General features: G+C 64.3%; 13 protein-coding genes. 7 read left to right on the top strand and 6 right to left on the bottom strand.

Translation table 11 applies throughout. The features are described 5' to 3' along the window. Positions 1–120: 120 nt before the first annotated feature. Positions 121–909 (bottom strand): thermonuclease family protein, encoded by a 789-nt coding sequence (locus ACNJX9_RS29010; RefSeq protein ID WP_439405412.1) that lies wholly within the window; start codon positions 907–909, stop codon positions 121–123. 200 nt (positions 910–1,109) lie between these two features. On the opposite strand from ACNJX9_RS29010, the gene ACNJX9_RS29005 reads away from it, so the two are divergent. From ACNJX9_RS29005 to ACNJX9_RS28990, 4 genes are all read left to right on the top strand, one after another. Continuing rightward, complete coding sequence (locus tag ACNJX9_RS29005; RefSeq protein ID WP_439405410.1) at positions 1,110–2,708, top strand: GMC family oxidoreductase; 1,599 nt, start codon at positions 1,110–1,112, stop codon at positions 2,706–2,708. 7 nt (positions 2,709–2,715) lie between these two features. Further along, positions 2,716–3,165, top strand: a complete 450-nt coding sequence (locus ACNJX9_RS29000) for a hypothetical protein (protein WP_057753453.1) — start codon at positions 2,716–2,718, stop codon at positions 3,163–3,165. A 91-nt stretch (positions 3,166–3,256) separates the two neighbouring features. Then, complete coding sequence (locus tag ACNJX9_RS28995; protein WP_439405409.1) at positions 3,257–4,276, top strand: S1C family serine protease; 1,020 nt, start codon at positions 3,257–3,259, stop codon at positions 4,274–4,276. A gap of 58 nt (positions 4,277–4,334) precedes the next feature. Beyond that, on the top strand, positions 4,335–6,059 hold the full coding sequence (locus ACNJX9_RS28990; protein ID WP_439405408.1) for an FAD-dependent oxidoreductase: 1,725 nt from the start codon (positions 4,335–4,337) through the stop codon (positions 6,057–6,059). 139 nt (positions 6,060–6,198) lie between these two features. Here the strand turns inward: ACNJX9_RS28990 and ACNJX9_RS28985 are convergent, their stop codons facing one another. Next, entirely contained in the window at positions 6,199–9,675 is a 3,477-nt protein-coding gene (locus ACNJX9_RS28985; RefSeq protein WP_439405407.1) for an indolepyruvate ferredoxin oxidoreductase family protein, read from the bottom strand. A gap of 162 nt (positions 9,676–9,837) precedes the next feature. On the opposite strand from ACNJX9_RS28985, the gene ACNJX9_RS28980 reads away from it, so the two are divergent. The 3 genes from ACNJX9_RS28980 (at position 9,838) to ACNJX9_RS28970 (ending at position 13,493) form a co-directional block, all read left to right on the top strand. Next, positions 9,838–10,791 carry a hypothetical protein gene (locus tag ACNJX9_RS28980; protein ID WP_439405406.1) on the top strand — a complete coding sequence of 318 codons (954 nt, stop codon included), beginning with the start codon at positions 9,838–9,840 and terminating at the stop codon, positions 10,789–10,791. 326 nt (positions 10,792–11,117) lie between these two features. Then, the gene (locus tag ACNJX9_RS28975; protein ID WP_057753445.1) at positions 11,118–11,816 is read left to right on the top strand and encodes a cysteine hydrolase family protein; all 699 of its coding nucleotides are present in this window, start codon (positions 11,118–11,120) and stop codon (positions 11,814–11,816) included. 9 nt (positions 11,817–11,825) lie between these two features. Then, on the top strand, positions 11,826–13,493 hold the full coding sequence (locus ACNJX9_RS28970) for a hypothetical protein (protein WP_057753443.1): 1,668 nt from the start codon (positions 11,826–11,828) through the stop codon (positions 13,491–13,493). 52 nt (positions 13,494–13,545) lie between these two features. Here ACNJX9_RS28970 and ACNJX9_RS28965 read toward each other — a convergent pair whose 3' ends face one another. The 4 genes from ACNJX9_RS28965 to ACNJX9_RS28950 form a co-directional block, all read right to left on the bottom strand. After that, positions 13,546–15,273, bottom strand: a complete 1,728-nt coding sequence (locus ACNJX9_RS28965; RefSeq protein ID WP_439405404.1) for a tannase/feruloyl esterase family alpha/beta hydrolase — start codon at positions 15,271–15,273, stop codon at positions 13,546–13,548. A 78-nt stretch (positions 15,274–15,351) separates the two neighbouring features. Next, a complete protein-coding gene (locus tag ACNJX9_RS28960; protein WP_057753439.1) occupies positions 15,352–16,176 on the bottom strand; it encodes a carbohydrate ABC transporter permease in 825 nt (274 codons plus the stop codon). Next, on the bottom strand, positions 16,173–17,111 hold the full coding sequence (locus ACNJX9_RS28955; protein WP_057753437.1) for a carbohydrate ABC transporter permease: 939 nt from the start codon (positions 17,109–17,111) through the stop codon (positions 16,173–16,175). The genes ACNJX9_RS28960 and ACNJX9_RS28955 overlap by 4 nt, the downstream gene beginning before the upstream one ends. Beyond that, positions 17,108–18,433: an ABC transporter substrate-binding protein gene (locus ACNJX9_RS28950; protein WP_439405402.1), complete on the bottom strand. Its 1,326-nt coding sequence runs from the start codon at positions 18,431–18,433 to the stop codon at positions 17,108–17,110. The genes ACNJX9_RS28955 and ACNJX9_RS28950 overlap by 4 nt, the downstream gene beginning before the upstream one ends. Positions 18,434–18,500 lie beyond the last annotated feature (67 nt).

The raw sequence follows: 18,500 nt of genomic DNA, 5'->3' as shown, positions 1-18,500 counted from the left end.
GCCAAGGAAACGCTCGCGCAAAGCGCTTGCGTACATATAAGGTGCAGCAACTCCCGTTTCAGTTCAATTCCGGATCAATACTGTCTCGGCCCACCACTCACGGCTGCGTGAACCAAATGTTCACTTTGGCCGGCGGCAATTATAGGCCTTGCGGAAACCCGAAGCCTGGGCGTCGTCCTCCGAGCAGAACCAGCGGTCCGGCCTGGTCGTCGCGGCATAGCTCGGGCAGCCCCTGAGGTGATAGATGCCGATATTGCCGGTGACGCGGGCGCGCACTGCGAGCTTGCCCTTGATGGCGCAGCTCGGGGGCGCCGTCAGCTCCTCCGGAAACAGGACCGCCCGGATTTCCTTGTCGCGGTCGGAGCGGCAGGCGGCGCCGAGCAGGGCGCCGTCCTTCTTGCCGGTACGGAATTCCTGCGGCGCAACAAAGCAGCCCTTCCAGAGGCCTGATGACGCCGTCTTGGCCTCGGCCGCCGCCGGCTTGACATTGGCCTTCAGGGGCTCGCGCGCGATGGCAAAGCCCAGCCTGACCAGTTGCTCGTTCAACGAGACCTTCTCGCCGTCGACCGTGCAGATCGCGCGGTGGCGCTTGCCGAATTTCTTCTCGGGACCGACGTCGTCACAACGCACCGGCTTGCCGCCGACCAGCTTGGCGAGCTGGTCGCGGGCCTCGATGCCGCAGGTCCAGGAATCGGCGTGGTCGTCGATGCAGACCTGGTCGAGCTCGGGCGCGTCGACGCCGTCGAGCCGGTAGGTGACGTCGCCGAGCTGGATCGAATTGGCATCCCGCACCGTCGCAGCCGCAGTCAGCGCGGCGGCAGGATTGGAGGTCCCCAAGAATGCGGATAGTGCGAGAAATGAAACAAGGGCGATGGCGCGGGCGGCGGCCGATGAATTTTCGAAGGACATAATATCTCGCTGTCGATTGCTCTGGCGCCTCGTTCCTAGCATCCGGTCATCGTCAGACCAATGGTCTGCGTTGTGCGAAGTGCGACATTCGCCAGCCAGCCTTTACTCGCCGGCCGGTCTGCCCCTATCGTCCTGCGGCTTTGTCAGCCGTGATGGCCGAATCGCCCGGAAAGTGGCGAGGGCGGGAGGAAGACTTTTCGATGAAAGACCCCGTAGACGTCCTGATCATCGGCGCCGGCGCTTCCGGCGCGGCGGTGGCATGGTCGCTGGCCGAGACCAAGATGCACATTCTCTGCCTGGAGCAGGGCGGCTGGATGAACCCGGCGGAATATCCGAGCACGGGCCGGGATTGGGAGGCCAGGTTCTTCGGCGAATGGTCGTCGAGCCCCAATATCCGCGGCCGGCCCGAGGACTATCCTGTCAACGACGACAATTCGCCGATCAAGGTCGTGAACTATAACGCTGTCGGCGGCTCGACGGTGATGTACACCGCGCATTGGCCGCGGCTGCACCCGTCCGATTTCAAGGTGAAGACGCTCGACGGCGTCGCCGACGACTGGCCGATCGAGTATGACGCGCTGACGCCGTTCTTTGAAGAGAACGATCGCATGATGGGCACGTCCGGCCTGTCAGGCGATCCGCTCTCTCCGCTGACGCATCCGCCGATGCCGCAGCAGCCGATGGGATTGTCCGGCGCCATCGTCGCCAAGGCCATGAACAAGCTCGGCTGGCACTGGTGGCCGTCGGACACGACGGTCGCGACCATGGACTATGAAGGCCGGGCGCGCTGCATCAATCTCGGCCATTGCACGCCGGCCTGCGCGCAAGGCGCAAAATCCTCGACCGACATCACCTATTGGCCGCATGCAATTCGCGCCGGGGTCGAGCTGCGCACGCATTGCCGCGTGCGCGAGATCACCACCGACGACAACGGCATGGCTTCGGGCGTGGTCTATTACGACAAGGACGGCATCGAGCAGTTCCAGCCCGCCCATGTCGTGATCATCGCCTGCAATGGCGTCGGCACGCCGCGGCTGCTGCTCAACTCGAAATCCGACCGCTTTCCGAACGGCCTTGCCAATTCGTCGGGCCTCGTCGGCAAGAACCTGATGTTCCATCCCTACGCGCAGATCTACGGCTATGTGAAGGAGCCGACCGACTCGAACCGCGCGCCGCCGACCTGCCTGTGGAGCAAACAGTGGTACGACACGGACCTGTCGCGCGGCTTCGTGCGCGGCTATGGCGTACAATTTGTGCGTGGCGCAGGTCCCGTGTTCGAGGCCGTCATCAGCGAGCAGAAGGGCATTCTGCCCTGGGGCGCCGATCACCACCGCGTCTTCCGCAAGCTCAATGGGCACCGCTTGGGCTTCTCGGCGATCTGCGAGGATCTGCCGGAGGAGCACAACCAGGTCACGCTCGATCCGGTGCTGAAAGACAGCCACGGCATTCCCGCGCCGAAAATCGACTACACGATCTCCGAGAACAGCCGGAAGATGATGGACCATGCGCTCGCCCGCGGCCGCGAGGTCCTGGAGACGGCCGGCGCAACCGACATCTGCGTCAACTCGCCGATCCCCTGGGGCGGATGGCACCTGCTCGGCACCGCGCGGATGGGCACCGACCCCAAGCGCTCGGTCGTCAACGAATGGGGCCGCACGCATGACGTGAAGAACCTCTTCATCGTCGACGGCAGCATCTTCGTCACCTCGGGCGGTGTGAACCCGACGTCCACCATCCAGGCGCTTGCGCTCTACATCGCCGACCAGATGAAGCAGCGCCTCGCCAATTTGTTCGACTGAGGCCGTCATGACCGCTGACAACCAACTCACGCGCGCTCAGCGCGACGACCTCCGCACCATCGCCGCGATGATCGTGCCCGCCAGTGACGAGTACAAGGTGCCCGGCGCCGACGATGCCGCGATCCAGGCCGACATGCTGGCGACACTCGGCCGCGACACCAGGATGGTGGCGGCAGCGCTGGACCATCTGGCGCGGCTGGCCGGCGGGCCGCTCGCCGAGCTCGACGCGACGCAGCGCGATGCCGTGGCGCAGGAGTTTCGCAAGAACGGCGGCGCGGCTGCGGCAACGCTCGTTCGTGTCGTGCTGCAATGCTACTACCGGGACGACCGCGTGCTGCGCTCGCTTGGACTGGAGCTGCGCGCGCCGTTTCCCAAGGGCCACGTGCTCCCCGACGGCGACTGGTCGCTGCTCGATCCGGTCAAGGCGAGGGGCGGCACACTGCGGCGCGCGCCCTAGCCATCTGGGCAGTTCAGTCCCGCGCCCCAGGCGGGTCCCTTGCACGGCAGGGCTCAGGCCACCATCTGTGTGAGCTTCAAGGATTCTTGCCATGCTGGATTTCACCTCAGATATCGTCGATGACGCAGCGTCATCGCGAACGACAGAATCTGCCCCCGTCGATGACCGGGTCCTGCTGGACGCCTATTCCAACGCCGTGATCGATGTGACCGACCGCGTCGGTCCTGCCGTCGTGCGCGTTGAGACGGGACCAAAAACGCCGAATGGCCGCGAGCGTGGCGGGCTCGGCTCGGGCATCGTGATTTCGCCTGATGGCCTCGTGCTCACCAACAGCCATGTGGTCGGCTCGGCCAAGGTGATCCGGCTACGCGATGTCGAGGGCCATGTCGGCGATGCCCGGGTGCTGGGCGTCGATCCGGATACGGATCTCGCGCTGCTGCGCGCCAACGGCGTGCGCGACTTGCCGTATGCCGCGCTTGGCAACTCCAAGACGCTGCGGCGCGGCCAGCTCGTGATCGCGATCGGCAATCCGCTCGGCTTCGAATCGACCGTCACCGCCGGCGTGGTCTCGGCGCTCGGGCGCTCGATCCGCTCTGTGAGCGGCCGCACCATCGAGGACGTGATCCAGACCGATGCCGCGCTCAACCCCGGCAATTCCGGTGGTCCGCTGGTGTCGTCGAATGCCGAGGTGATCGGCATCAACACGGCCGTCATCAATGGGGCACAAGGCATCTGCTTTGCGGTCGCCAGCAACACCGCGCAATTCGTGCTGTCGGAGATCATCCGCCACGGCTATGTCCGCCGCGCCTATATCGGCGTTGCTGGGCAGACCGCGCCGGTGCCGCGGCGGCACGCGGTGCTCGCCGGCGTCGAGAACAAGATGGGTGCGCTCTTGATGCAGATCGAGCCGGATGGACCGGCGGCGAAGGCCGGCCTGTTGCCCGGCGACGTCGTGATCAGGCTCGACGGCGTCGAAATCAACGGCGTCGACGATCTGATCCGCGTGCTCGATCGCGACCGGATCGGCCGGCGGCTCGCGATGGACGTGCTCCGGCTCGGACGGCTGCGGGCGATCGATATCGATCCGATCGAGCGGAAGCCGCAGCGCTAGCTGCGGGACGGCGGGCGGGGTATGACGGTGTCATGCCTCGCCTCCGGATCCCAGCCGCATGATGCCGGCGCATGAGACCTACGACGTCATTGTCATCGGCGCGGGTGCCGGCGGCATGACGGCTGCGGCCGTCGCCGCCGCTGAAGGCCTGCGTGTGCTGGTGATCGAGAAGACCGCCTTCGTCGGCGGCACCACGGCGTGGTCTGACGGCATGGTCTGGATCCCCGCGAATGCCAAGATGAAGGAGACGGGGCTCGCCGACAGCATTGCGGATGCAGTCCAGTATCTGTCGAGTACGGTGCCCGAGCCCGCCAACGCGGGCCTGCGCGCGGCCTTTCTCGCGCGCGGCCCGGAGGCGATCGCCTATCTCGAAGCCAGGACCGAGGTGCAGCTTCGGCCGGTGAAAGTCTGCCCGGACCATTATCCTGAGCGGTTAGGTGCGACATCGGGGGGGCGAGTGCTGCAGCCCGCAGCCTTCGACGGAACACGGCTCGGCGAAGCTTTCGCGCGGCTGCGCCCACCGCTGCCGGAGTTGATGCTTTTCGGCGGGATGATGGTCGATTGTCTCGACATTCCACATCTATGTCGCGTCGGAAAATCGTTGCGGTCGACCCTGCGCGTGGCACGGCTGGTTTCCCAATACGCGCTGCAACGGCTGCGCTGGTCCCGCGGGACGACGCTGCATCTCGGCAATGCGCTCGCCGCGCGGCTGTACGCCTCGCTGCTGGCGCGGCGGGTGGAGATCCTCTGCAGTGCCGACGTCGAGGATCTGTCGATACAGGGTGACCGTGTCAGCGGTGTGGTCATTCGTCATGGCGCGCGGGATCGCCTGATCACCGCGCGGCGCGGCGTGGTCCTGGCGACGGGCGGCTTCTCGCACGATGCCATCCTGCGCAAACGTTTGTTCCCTGCGGCAGCCGGGTTGGTCTCGGCGACCGACACCTCGACCACGGGCGATGGAATTCGCCTTGCGACGACGGCTGGCGCTGCGCTCAACACGGAGGCGACGAGCCCGGCCTATTGGGTGCCGGCCTCGCTCTTCCGACGCGCCGACGGCAGAAGGGGTGTGTTTCCCCACATGGTGACCGACCGCGCCAAGCCCGGCGTGATTGCCGTCAACGCCGCCGGTCGCCGTTTCGTCAATGAAGCGCTGCCGTACCATGAGTTCGCGCTCGCCATGCTGCGCGATGCCAATGGCGAGCGGGACCGGCCGTTCTACCTGGTCTGCGACCGCCCCTTCCTGTGGAGCTACGGTCTCGGCCGCATCAGGCCGTTCACGCGCAACCTGCGGCGATATGTGGCCGGCGGCGAGCTGATTGAGGCGCCTGACATCGCAGAGCTCGCGGCCAAGATCGGCATCAGGCCGGCTGTGCTCACGGCGACAATCGCGAGCTATAATGCCGATGCGAAGGAGGGCCGCGATCCCGAATTCGGCCGTGGCAGCACCATCTACCAACGGCACCACGGCGATGCTGCGCACAAGCCCAATCCTTGCGTCGCGCCGATCGTCGGTGCGCCGTTCTTTGCAATGCGGATCTATCCCGCCGATCTCGGCACGGCGATCGGCATGAAGGTCGATGCGCAGGCGCGCGTGCTACGCGAGGACGGCGCGCCGATCGCGGGGCTCTATGCCTGCGGCAACGACATGGGCTCGATCACGAACGGGAATTGTCCGGCCCCGGGCATCATGCTCGGGCCGGCACTGACGTTCGGCTATATTGCCGGGCGGCATCTGGCGGAGGGCGGGGTGGCAGCGCCGAGCGCTGCGCGGGCGTCCGTCTGAGTGCCGTCCGCGCCCTCTCAACAAGTTCCGTCATTGCGAGCGCAGCGAAGCAATCCAGACTGTCTCCGCGGAAAAATTCTGGATTGCTTCGTCGCAAGAGCTCCTCGCAATGACGCGGAGGGAGGCTCGCGTTTAACCGCTACTCCGCCGCGGCTGCAAAGCAGCTGTTCTCCAGCTCCGCTTCCAGTCGCGCCTTCTCGGCTGCTGCCAGCTTGACGTTAGCTTCCTTGACGTGGCCGAAGCCGCGGATGGTTTCCGGAACACGCGCGAGCCGCGTCAGCAGTGGAATCTGCTCCGCCTTCAGTCCAGCCATCCGCTGATCGATCATGTCAAGATAATCCGCGACCAGCTTCCGCTCCATCCGGCGCTCCTCGGTGCGGCCGAACAGATCGAACGCGCTGCCGCGCAGGAATTTGAATCTTGCCAGCACGCGGAAGGCGTGGATCATCCAGCCGCCGAACTCCTGCTTCTGAAGCCGTCCCGTCGTCTTGTCGCGCTTGGCGAAGATCGGCGGTGCCAAATGGTACTTCAGCGTGAAGTTGCCGTCGAATTTCTCCGACACCTTTTTGGCAAAGCTGCCATCTGTGTAGAGTCGCGCGACCTCGTATTCGTCCTTGTAGGACATCAGCTTGAACAGGTTCTTTGCCACGGCCTCGGTCAACTCCGAGGACCGAGGCGAAGCGGCCGTTTCTGCCTTGCGCACCTTCGCAACCGCCGCAAGATAGCGGTCGGCGTAGGCCTTGTCCTGATAGCCCGTCAGGAACTCCGCGCGGGTTGCGATGACATCGTCGAGCGAATTGGTCGCGGCGGAGGCGCGGCTCTTGAACTGCAGCACGCTGCGCACGCGTGACATGTCGTGAGCGGCGAGGCGGCCCCAGGTGAAGGCGAGCTTGTTCATCTCGATCGCGGCGCCGTTGATCTCGATTGCGCGGAGCAGGGCGTCCAGCGACAGCGGGATTGCGCCCTTCTGGAAGGCGAAGCCCAGCATGAAGGGATTGGTCGCGATGCTGTCGCCCATCAGTGCCGCGGCAATGCCTGTCGCGTCGATGATGTCAAGGTTCTTGTCGCCGACGGCGTCGCGCAGCACGGCCTGCATCGTGCCCATCTCGAAATCCAGATCGGGGTTTTGCACGAAGCTCGCGGTCGGCTGAAGGTCGGCGTTGATGTAGGCCTTGGTCACGCCGCGGTCGGCGCGGCTGAGCGCGGTGGGGCCGGCCGAGACGATCATGTCGCAGCCGAGGATGACGTCGGCGCCGCCGGTGGTGATGCGGACGGCCGAGATATCCTCCGGCTTCGGCGCGATGCGGACGTGGCTCATCACGGCGCCGTTCTTCTGCGACAGGCCGGTGAAGTCGAGCGCCGAGCAGCCGCGGCCGTCGACATGGGCGGCCATGCCGAGCAGCGCGCCGATCGTGATGACACCGGTGCCGCCGATGCCGGTGACGAGGATGTTGTAGGGACCGTCCAGCTCACGCAGCGGCGGCAGCGGCAGATCGGCGAACAACTGGCCGGAATCGACCGCCGATGTCTTCATGCGCTTCAGCGAGCCGCCATGCACGGTGACAAAACTCGGGCAAAAGCCTTCGACGCAGGAAAAGTCCTTGTTGCAGTTGGACTGGTCGATCTGGCGCTTGCGGCCGAACTCGGTCTCGAGCGGCTGCACCGAGACGCAGTTGGAGGCCTGCGAGCAATCGCCGCAGCCTTCACAGACCAACTCATTGATGAAGGCGCGCTTGGCCGGATCGGGATAGAGGCCGCGCTTGCGGCGGCGGCGCTTTTCGGCGGCGCAGGTCTGGTCGTAGATGATGACCGTGAGGCCCCTGATGTCGCGCAGCTCGCGCTGCACGGCATCGAGCTCGCGGCGATGATGGATGGTCGCGCCTTGTGGGAAGTAGTTCCCCTCAGGATATTTGCCGGGATCGTCGGAGACGATCGCGAGCCGCTTGACGCCCTCGGCCCAGACCTGATGCGCGATTTGCGCAACGTTGAAGGAACCTTCCGCCGGCTGGCCGCCGGTCATCGCGACGGCGTCGTTGTAGAGGATCTTGTAGGTGATGCTGATGCCGGCCGCTGAGGCAGCGCGCAGCGCCAGCAAGCCGGAGTGAGTATAGGTGCCATCGCCGAGATTCTGAAAGATGTGCTTCTCGGTGGTGAAGGGCGCTTGTCCGATCCAGTTCACGCCCTCGGCGCCCATATGCGATATCAGGTCGGTGCGCCGCGTCGGCATGCTCAGCGCCATGCCGTGACAACCGATGCCGGCCATGGCGCGGCTTCCTTCGGGTACGCGCGTCGAGGTGTTGTGCGGGCAGCCCGAGCAGAAAAAGGGCGTCCGCGCTAGCTTGATCTGCGAACTGGTCGTGACGGGATTGTCGAAGGCCTCGAGCCGCGCGAGGCGCTGCTCCAGCACCGGGCTGTGATGGCCGAGCTTGCGCAAGCGCGCGACCAACGCGCCCGCTACGATGGTCGGCGTCAGTTCGCCTTCGCTCGGCAGCAGCGGCGCGCCGCTCTCATCGCGCTTTCCGGTGATAGTCGGGCGCTTCGACGCATCGATGTTGTAGAGGATGCGCATCAGCTGGTCTTCGATGAAGCCGCGCTTCTCCTCGACGACGAGCACGTCCTGCAGGCCTTCGGCAAAGCGCTTGGCGCCGCTTTCCTCCAGCGGCCAGGTCAGCGCGACCTTGTAGATGCGCAAGCCGAGATCCTGCGCGTCCTTGTCGGTAATGCCGAGGTCGGCCAACGCCTGGCGCAGATCGAGGTAGGCCTTGCCGGTCGCGATGATGCCGAGCCGGGCGGCCTTGGAATCGAGCACGATGCGATCGAGTTGGTTGGCGCGGGCGAAGGCCTGCACCGCTTGCATCTTCGGCCCGAACAGGCGCCGCTCGGCCTCCAGCGGCGGATCGGGCCAGCGGATGTTGAGGCCGCCGGGCGGCATCTCGAAATCATCGGGAAGCGCGATCTTGATGCGTTCAGGATCGCTGTAGATGGACGCCGAGCTTTCCACGGTCTCGCTGATGGCCTTGAAGCCGACCCAGCAGCCGGAGAAGCGCGACAGCGCAAAGCCGTAGAGGCCAAGATCGAGATAATCCTGCAGCGTGGCCGGATTGATCACGGGAATCAGCGCCGCCGCGAAGACCTGCTCGCTCTGATGCGCCAGCGTCGAGGACTGGCAGCCATGATCGTCGCCGGCAAGCGCCAGCACGCCACCGTTGAGTGAGGTGCCGGCCGCGTTGGCGTGCTTGAGCGCATCGACCGAGCGATCGACGCCGGGACCCTTGCCGTACCAGATGCCGAACACGCCATCGACCTTGGCGCCGGGAAACAGGCCGACCTGCTGGCTGCCCCAGACCGCGGTCGCCGCCAGATCCTCGTTCAGGCCCGGGACGAAGGCGATATCGTGCTGCTGCAGATGCGACTTCGCGCGCCACAGCGCGTGGTCGTACATGCCAAGCGGGGAACCGCGATAGCCGGAGATGAAGCCGCCGGTGCTGAGCCCTTGGAGCCGGTCGCGTTCGCGCTGCAACATGGGCAAGCGGACCAGGGCCTGGGTGCCGGACAGGAAGATCCGCTTCGATTCGAGCCGGTATTTATCGTCCAGCTCGACCTGCAATAGCGTCATTTCAGCAGTCCTCGTCGTCGTATCAGGTGGGAATTTTGCGCCGCGGAAAGATTGGCGACTTGCGAAGCGGATGCCGCAGTCAAAAGCATGGAGCATCGAAGTCAATATCGCTGGCCGCATCCGTGGCGGGCCTGCTAGTCATGGCTGCCCGTGGAGGAACCGATGACAGCGAACGCGTTCAATACCGAGATCACCGAAACCGCCGAGGCTCTGATCGGGCCGTGGCGTCAGCCGCGCCAGATGCTGCACGCGCAGGTTTACGACGCGCATGCCTCCATCCACGACGACGCCACCGCGCAGAAGCTCGGCTTCAAGGGCGGTACCATCGAAGGCCCCACGCATTTCAGCCAGTTCGCGCCGCTCGGCGCGCGGCTGTGGGGGCGGGCGTGGTTCGAGAGTGGTTGTCTCTCTGCGCACTATCGCAATGCCTGTTTCGAAGGCGAGGACGTGCAGGCGATCCTGTCAAAGCCTTTGCCTGGAACGAGCCAGTGCCAGATCCAGATGATAAAGCGCGACGGCACCGAGGTGCTGCGCGGCACGGCGTCAGTCGGCGATCCCAACGCTGCGACAGCGCTGGAGACGCGCCTGACAGAGCTCAAGCCGCTCACCGATCCGGTGATCCTGCGCGACGTGAAGGTGGCGCAGACGAGCAAGCGGCAGCTGGTGCGGATGGCGTTCGACCAGAACATGGGCGACCTCTATCCGTTCTCCCTCAGGCAGAAGCTCGCAGTCATCACCGAAAGCTCGCCTTACTATTCGAGCGCCGACAATCCGTGGCGGAAGGCGATCATCCCGATGGAAATGCTGAGCGTGCTGTTCCAGTACCGTTCCAAGGACGATCCGCTGCCGGCGAAGGGACCGGCCGTCGGCCTGTTCGCTGACCAGGAGATCCGGCTGGTGAAGGGGCCGCTCTTCGTTGACGAAGAATACGAAGTCGAACGCGAGGTGGTCGCGCTGTCCGGCAGCCGTCGCACCGAAAGCGCCTGGGTCAAGACGCGGGTGTTCGACAAGGCTGGCGCGATGGTCGCGACCATGCTGCTCAACATGGCGACGCTGAAGGATTCGTACGCGCCCTATGAGGAGGAGTATCGGCGGCTGTATGGAGCGGGGCGGTAGCACCATCCCGTCATTCCGGGGCGCGGGGAGCGCGAGCTACGAGCAATTGCGCATCTGAGAATCCATTTCACCGTACGTTTGCTGCTCGATGGATTCCCGGTTCGACGCTGACGCGTCGCCCCGGAATGACGGAGGAGGCCGCTCATCCTCTAGGCAAATGCACGTCGCAAAGCCGTCGCACAGGGAATAAGCAGACGTCGGCGTCTGACGTAACCTTCTGAGCACGCATCGATTTTCGTTTCAACTCGCACGTCGGCGCAATTGTACACAATGGCATGGTGCTTGCAGAACTCTCCTCAAAGAGAGTTCTCGCGGGGGCCTGCGTCATGTTGAACTCAGCCAAGCCGACACTGGGCGTCATCAGTGCCGAGCCCGAGCCGATCAGGCTCGACTGGTCGTCGACTGCTCTCGTGATCATCGACATGCAGCGCGACTTCATGGAGCCCGGTGGTTTCGGCGAGACGCTTGGCAATGATGTCAGCCAGCTTGCGCGCGCGGTGAAGCCGATTGGCGCGGTGCTGAAGGCGGCGCGCGACACCGGCATGCTGGTGATCCACACCCGCGAAGGTCATCTGCCCGATCTGTCCGATGCGCCGCCGGCGAAAGTCGAGCGTGGCGCGCCGTCGTTGCGGATCGGCGATCCCGGCCCGATGGGCCGCATCCTCATTCGTGGCGAGGCCGGCCACGACATCATTCCGGAGCTCTATCCGCTCGACAGCGAGGTTGTGATCGACAAGCCCGGCAAGGGCGCGTTCTACGCCACCGAGCTGACCGATGTGCTGGAGAAATATGGCATCGAGAATCTGCTCGTGTGCGGCGTCACCACCGAGGTGTGCGTCAACACCACCGTGCGCGAGGCCAATGACCGCGGCTATCGCTGCGTCGTCATCTCGGATGGCTGCGCATCCTATTTTCCCGAGTTTCACGAGATGGGCCTGAAGATGATCAAGGCCCAGGGCGGCATCTTCGGCTGGGTCGCTAGCTCAGCCGCAGTACTGGAGGCGATGACGATTTCGACCACATAGGGGGTTCTCATGAGCACTTTGACGGGGACGGCCGGCAAATCTGACAGCAATACGTCCGAATTTAAACCGGCGTTATGGACATCGGGCGACTGGAACGCGTTTTTCGGCTTCGGCACCAACATCCTCGTCAACATGCTGGTGCTCACGGGCCTGCTTCGTTTCGTGTTGAAGATGCCTGATAGTCTCGTGTTCGGCCGCATCCTGCCCGCGCTCGGGCTGATGATGTGCCTCTCCACCTTCTACTACGCCTTCCTCGCTTATCGGCTCGCGCAGAAGACCGGCCGCAACGACGTCTGCGCGCTGCCGTCGGGCGTCAGCGTGCCGCACATGTTCATCGTCACTTTCGTGATCATGCTACCGATCACGCTCAAGACCGGCGACCCGCTCAAGGGCTGGTCAGCCGGCCTGGTCTGGGTGTTCTTCCAGAGCTTCATCCTGATGATCGGCGGCTTCATCGCGCCGTTCATCCGCAAGATCACGCCGCGCGCGGCACTGCTCGGCACGCTCGCCGGCGTCTCCGTCACCTTCATCTCGATGCGGCCTGCGCTGGAGATGTATATGACGCCGCAGATCGGCCTCGTCTGCTTCGCCATCATCCTGGTGAGCTGGTTCGGCGGCGTGAAATACTGGCGCGGCATTCCCGCAGGCCTCGTGGCGATTGCGGCCGGCATGATCATCGCCTGGGGCTCGAACCTGTTCGGGCTCGGCCTTGGCGGGTTGAGTCTCAAAGGCGTGGGCGCAGCCTTCGCAAACTTCGGCTTCTCGGTGCCAATCCCGGCGGTGGGCTATGTCTTCTCCGGCTTCGAGTTCCTCGGCGTCATCCTGGTCACTGCCATTCCGTTCGGCATCTATGACCTCGTCGAGGCCATGGACAATGTCGAGAGCGCGGAAGCAGCCGGTGACGAATATCCCACCACGCGGGTGCTGACCGCCGACGGCGTCGTCAGCCTGATCGGCTGCCTGATGGGCAATCCCTTCATCAACGCGGTCTATATTGGCCATCCCGGCTGGAAGGCGATGGGCGGCCGCATCGGCTATTCGGCGGCGACCGGCATCATGGTGGTGGTGCTGGCCTGGTTCGGCATCATCTCGGTGCTGCTGGCGCTCGTGCCCGTGGTCGCGATCTCGCCGATCCTGCTCTATATCGGCATGCTGATCGGTGCGCAGGCGTTCCAGACCACACCGATCAAGCATGCGCCCGCGATCGTGCTGGCGCTGACGCCGCATCTTGCCGCCTGGGCCAAGCTCCAGATCGACACGATGCTGGCCTCGACCATGACAGCGGCCGCGACCGTCGGCGGCATGGCGGCCGACAAAGCCGACGCCGTGAAGACCGCGGCGGTCGCCGCTCTGCCGCAGCAGGGTGTGTTCTATCACGGGCTGGAGGTGATGGGCGGTGGCTCCATCCTTGGCGGCCTCATCCTCGGCGCGATCGGCGTCTTCATCATCGAGCGCGACTTCGAAAAGGCGTCGGCCTTCGCGCTTGTCGGTGCGGTGCTGACCTATTTCGGCTTCATGCACGGCGAAGCGGTCGGCGTCGGCGGCGGCTTTGGTGTCACGCCCGCCGTGGCCTTCTCCTACGCCGTGATGGCTGCTGGCCTGTTTGCGGCCAGCAAGCTTGGAGCCGGCGAGCACTACGCCGCGCATCCGGAGATGCACGCCGCTCCGGCGGAGTAGCGGCGGTAGATGCGAAACGACGGGCGGCTGGTTGCCGCCCGTCGTCGCAATTTTAGGGCATCGATTTCTTGCAGACGAAGCTTTCAGCGGCGGCCTTGTCGCCACCGACATAATGTGGGTAATCGGGATAGCGGCACATCGGCCGGGCTGCCTTCAGGGCGAAAGGCGGTGCGGTGTCTTTCGAGGTCTGGATCAGCGTGTCGGCCGGAGCGATGCCGTCGCTCGCCCAGCGGTCGAGCGGTCCGAGCAGGTCGACCATGGTCGGGATCGCCGAGCCGTCCAGCACGCTCGTGCCGGGTCCGGTATGTGTCGAGCCGGGCGAGACGTAAAGCCGAGCCGATGCGTCGACCGTCGACTGGCCGAGACGCGCCACGACCGATTGGAAATAATTGATCCCGGCGAGTGGGCTTTGCGCGAGATCGGCCATGTTCTCGCGTAGGATCAGCTTGCCGCCGTGGGCGAAGAACGCTGAGAGGTCCGGATTCGTAGAGTCGAGAAGTTTCGAGACCTCCTCGATGCGGGCGCGGAAGTTCTCGGGGCGGTAGTTGCGCACGTCGAACTTGTCATCGCGCGTCACGATAAAGCGTATTGCGTTGACGCCATAGAGCCATTGCTGCGATACCGTTGCAACATCGATTGGCTGCGCCGGTGGGGCCGTGCCCATCACCCAGCGCGTGATGGTCATCCGCTGCGGGTCCGGCGTGATCTCGTTGCCATAGAGCCATTGCGGATAGCTGGTGATGCCGTTCGCCATCGCAAACGGAAAGGGATGCGGCGCATGCAGCGTCTGGATGGCGGCGATCTGCGCGTCCGACAAGCAGCTATCGCCCGTGTCGGTGCCGCCTTGGCAGCGCAGCCCCTGCAAGCTCACTTTCGGCTGGCAGGTGAGATAGTTGCTGATGACGCCGTCGCGCAGGCCATCCAGGTCGTCACAGGCATCGGCCACGAATCGTGCCAGCGTCTCGCTCTTGGCCGGGTTGAGCCAGCCGCCGTCGAATTGCGGCAAATTGTTCGGGACATAGGACTGGAACAACATCGACAGCTGCACCACCGGGACCACGCTGACGATCCCGTCGTAATCCGCCGGGAAGCGCTGTGCCATGGTGAGGCCCTCGCGGCCGCCCTCCGAGCCGCCGAAATAATAGATCCTCGACGGCCGCTTGCGATAAAGCGCGTCGACGAGCGCGACGGCGACGTCGCGCACCTTCTTGTAGGAGGCATAGGCGTAGTTGATCAGCATCTCCTCGTTGAGGCCGAACTCGCCGATGCGATCGGGCGCAAAGCTAGCAACCTGATGACCGGAATCCGTGCCGAGCGTGGCATAGCCGCGCGTCACGGGCAGAGCGTCATCTGGCGCGGCATCGCGCAAAGGAGCCAGGCCGCTCACGAGCGTGCCGTTGTACCCGCCACCGCCATATTGCAGCAGCTTGCCGTTCCATGCGGCAGGTAGGTTCAGCTGAAAGTTGATCAGTTGCGCGGCGGGATCGATCGGAGCAATGGTGCCGACCACCTTGCAGAAATCCGGTGTCGCGGAAGATGTCGCCTTCGCTGGCGCGGCAGGCGTGTAACTCGCCGATGTGACCGTGGCCTCGCCGCTGGGCAGCCCGATCAGTCGGGTCGGGATCTTCAGCCCTGCAAGCCGCGCGCAGTCACTCGGGAATGCCGCCTCCGCTGCCGCGGGCCTGCCCGACGCGGAGAGCGCGATCGTGCAAAGAACGAGGCTGAGGGCGGCTCTGTGCCACACCGCGAAGCTTTGTCGTGAATGATCGGCGCCCGGCATAATTATGCTTCTCGGCTCTCATTGGCTTGTTCCTGATACACGCACCGGATCCTACGGCTTGATCGACGAGGAAGGTGCTCACCCGCCCTTGACGGCGCCCGCCGTAAGCCCGGCGACGATCTGCCGCTGCGCGAACACTGTCAGCAGCAGCACAGGCAGCGTGACGATCAGTGCGGCCGCGGCGAGCGGGCCCCAGCTGAGCTGGTCGAACGAGATCATGTTGTAGACGGCCACGGGCAGGGTGCGGGTCTCGCGCCCGGCCAGCACGATGCCGAACACGAAATTGTTCCAGGAGAAGATCACCGCGAGAATGAAGGCGACCGCGATACCGGGCTTGGCGATCGGCAGCGCGACGTGGCGAAACACCTGCCAGCGGCCGGCACCATCAATCAGCGCGGCCTCTTCCAACTCCAGTGGTGTCGTCTCGAAATAGCCGATCATGATCCAGATCACGATCGGCACCGTCACGACCAGATGGATGATGATCTGCGGCACCAGCGTGCCGAGCAGGCCGAGCCATTGGAACAGCAGGAACAGCGGGATCAGATAGGACAGGCCGGGCGTGATGCGGGCGATCAGGATCACGATCGCCGATTTGTGCGCGGCCATGCGCGCAATGCCGTAGCCGGCGGGGACGCCGACCATCAGCGCAAGCGCCGTCGCGCTGCCTGTGACGATCAGGCTGTTGAAGAAATAGGTGACGAAACGATTGGAGGCGAGCACGTCCGCATAGTTCTTCCAGGCGAAATGCTCGGGGATGAAGACCGGCGGGTAGGCGGCGTTGTCGACCTCGAATTTGAGCGAGAGCGACAGCATCCAGAGAAAGAACAGGATGGCCGGCGACACGATGACGAGCACCGCGAACCACAGGCTGATCTTGCCGATGATTTGCTTCGGAGTCATGCGTCGCTCGCGATCTCGGTCCATAGCATGCGCTGGCGGGCGTAGAGCATCACCGCTGCAAGCAGGACAATCAGCAGGAAGAACACCACCGCGATCGCTGAGCCGTAGCCGAGGTCGTAATAAACGAAGGCGACGCTATAGAGGTAGAGGTTAATGGTCTCCGACGCGGATCCCGGTCCGCCCTGCGTGATCGCGAAGATGACGTCAAAGCTCTTCACAGCGTCGATCATGCGGATCATGCCGGCGATGAACAGGAACGGCATGATCAGCGGCAGGGTGATGAAGCGGAACACCTGCCACAGGCTGGCGCCATCGATCTGCGCGCTCTCATAGGGCTCGGTCGGGATCGCAGCGAGCCCGCCGAGCACGATCAGCATCACCAGCGGCGTCCATTGCCAGGTCTCGACCAGCACCAGCGAGGGGATCACCGTTGCCGGATGAAACACCCAGAGCTGCGCGGGAATCCCGACCAGCGACAGCAAATAGTTGAGCACGCCGAGCTGCGGGTGGAACATCATGGTCCAGACCAGCGCGATCGCGACGGGCGTAGCCATCATCGGCATGATGAAGATGCCGCGCAGAAAACCGCGGCCGGCGAATTTCTGGTGAAACACCACGGCCGCGAACGTCCCGAACACAAGCGGCAGCAGCACGGACAGCACGGTGTAGACCAGCGTATGTCCGATCGCCTCGATGAAACGCGGATCGCCAGTCAGGCGCAAATAGTTGGAGAAGCCAACGAAGGTGGTCGGCGAGCCGACCTTCCATTCGTTCAGGCTCATCCAGATCGTGAACACCCATGGGAAGATGATGATCGCGAGCACGACGACCAGCGCCGGCACCACGAACGGCCAATAGGACGGCGGCCGCAACTCCTTCTCCGGCGCGGCATCAGACTGTGCCGCGCGCGGAGCAGATTGTATCAACGTACTCACGCCTTTTCGCTACGCTCCAGGATCGGCCGGAACTGGTCGTGGGCCTTCTTCAGCTCTGTTGCGGGATCGGAGCCGGCCAGGGTCGCGGTGACAGCGGCGCCGACGAGATCGCGGAATTCGGCGACGGGGATGATCACCGGCAGGCCGAGCTTGCTGATCTTGGCGGAATCGATCACCGACTGCAGCCACTCCTTGGGCATCTTCACGCCCTTCTGGACCTCAGCATCGTTCAGGATCGAGTTACGGAACGGCACGCCGCCGCCAGCCTGCAACAGCCGCGCGCCCTGCGTCTTGGAGACCGCCCACTGACACAGCAGATAAGCCGCTTCCTTGTTCTTGCTCGCCGCGGCAATGCCGAGGCCGTCGCCGTAGGTGGCCGAATATTGGCCCTTCGGTCCGGCAGGCACGACAGTGTAGCCGACCTTGCCGACCACGCGCGAGGCGGCCGGATCCTCCAGCGGCGGCGCCCAGCCGACGCCGTCGATCCACATTGCCGATTTGCCTTGCGTGAACGAGGCCATCGACTCCATCCAGTTGAAGCCGGCGACGCCTGGCGGGGCCATCTTCGTCAGCAGGGTCTGGTAGAGCTTGGTCGCTGCGACGGCCTCCGGACCGTCGGTCAGGATGTTGCCCTTGGCATCAAGGAATTCGCCGCCATAATCGAGGAAGAAATTCGTCCACAACGTCATGTTGGCGTTGCGCAGGCCTCGCCCGACGAAGCCATAGGTGCCGTCCTTGGCATCAGTGAGCTTTTCGGCGGCTGCAACCATGTCATCCAGCGTCTTGGGCACCGCGACGCCCTTCTTCTGGAACAGCTCCTTGTTGTAGTAGAGGATGAAATAATCGACAGACCACGGCAGGGACAGCATCTGCCCCTTGTCGTTCTTGCAGTACTGCAGACCTGCGGCCGAAAAATCGCTCTCGACCAGGTCAGGCGCGGTCAACGTCGGGTCCTTCATATAGGGCGTCAGATCGGCGAGCCAGCCGGCCTTTTCGAACTGCCGCTTCTGCACGTGATAGCTGAGATGCACGACGTCGAAGCTCGGTCGGCCCGAAGTGAGCTCAATGACGCACTTCTGGCGCTGCTGCTGCTCGGGAATCTGTTCCGATTCCACGTGAATTCCGGTGAGATCGGTGAACTCCTTGATGTTCTTTTGCAGGTTGTCGCCGCGCGGCCCCTTGGCGAGGATCACCTCCAGCTTGGTGCCCGCATATTTCTTCCAGTTGACCTCGGCGCGCGCCGGCAATCCCGTCAGGCTGAGCGCGCCAGCCGCAGCGGTGCCCGTCAACAGCGTACGGCGCGAGATCTTATGGTCAGCCACTTTAGTTCCTCCCTCTGATTCAATTGTTTGGGGGGATACTAGCGACCGTTCCACGCCTGCCTAGTCC

This window comes from Bradyrhizobium sp. BLXBL-03 (assembly GCF_051853015.1).
GTDB classification, from domain to species: Bacteria; Pseudomonadota; Alphaproteobacteria; order Rhizobiales; family Xanthobacteraceae; genus Bradyrhizobium; species Bradyrhizobium manausense.
This window is presented reverse-complemented; position numbering and strand designations above follow the sequence as displayed.

Excerpts from the sequence above, each read along its gene's own strand:
- ACNJX9_RS28975 (WP_057753445.1), top strand. The coding sequence starts at position 11,118 with ATGTTGAACTCAGCCAAGCCGACACTGGGCGTCATCAGTGCCGAGCCC.
- ACNJX9_RS28960 (WP_057753439.1), bottom strand. The coding sequence starts at position 16,176 with ATGACTCCGAAGCAAATCATCGGCAAGATCAGCCTGTGGTTCGCGGTG.
- ACNJX9_RS28990 (WP_439405408.1), top strand. The coding sequence starts at position 4,335 with ATGATGCCGGCGCATGAGACCTACGACGTCATTGTCATCGGCGCGGGT.
- ACNJX9_RS28995 (WP_439405409.1), top strand. The coding sequence starts at position 3,257 with ATGCTGGATTTCACCTCAGATATCGTCGATGACGCAGCGTCATCGCGA.
- ACNJX9_RS28980 (WP_439405406.1), top strand. The coding sequence starts at position 9,838 with ATGACAGCGAACGCGTTCAATACCGAGATCACCGAAACCGCCGAGGCT.
- ACNJX9_RS29010 (WP_439405412.1), bottom strand. The coding sequence starts at position 909 with ATGTCCTTCGAAAATTCATCGGCCGCCGCCCGCGCCATCGCCCTTGTT.
- ACNJX9_RS29005 (WP_439405410.1), top strand. The coding sequence starts at position 1,110 with ATGAAAGACCCCGTAGACGTCCTGATCATCGGCGCCGGCGCTTCCGGC.
- ACNJX9_RS28985 (WP_439405407.1), bottom strand. The coding sequence starts at position 9,675 with ATGACGCTATTGCAGGTCGAGCTGGACGATAAATACCGGCTCGAATCG.
- ACNJX9_RS29000 (WP_057753453.1), top strand. The coding sequence starts at position 2,716 with ATGACCGCTGACAACCAACTCACGCGCGCTCAGCGCGACGACCTCCGC.
- ACNJX9_RS28970 (WP_057753443.1), top strand. The coding sequence starts at position 11,826 with ATGAGCACTTTGACGGGGACGGCCGGCAAATCTGACAGCAATACGTCC.
- ACNJX9_RS28965 (WP_439405404.1), bottom strand. The coding sequence starts at position 15,273 with ATGCCGGGCGCCGATCATTCACGACAAAGCTTCGCGGTGTGGCACAGA.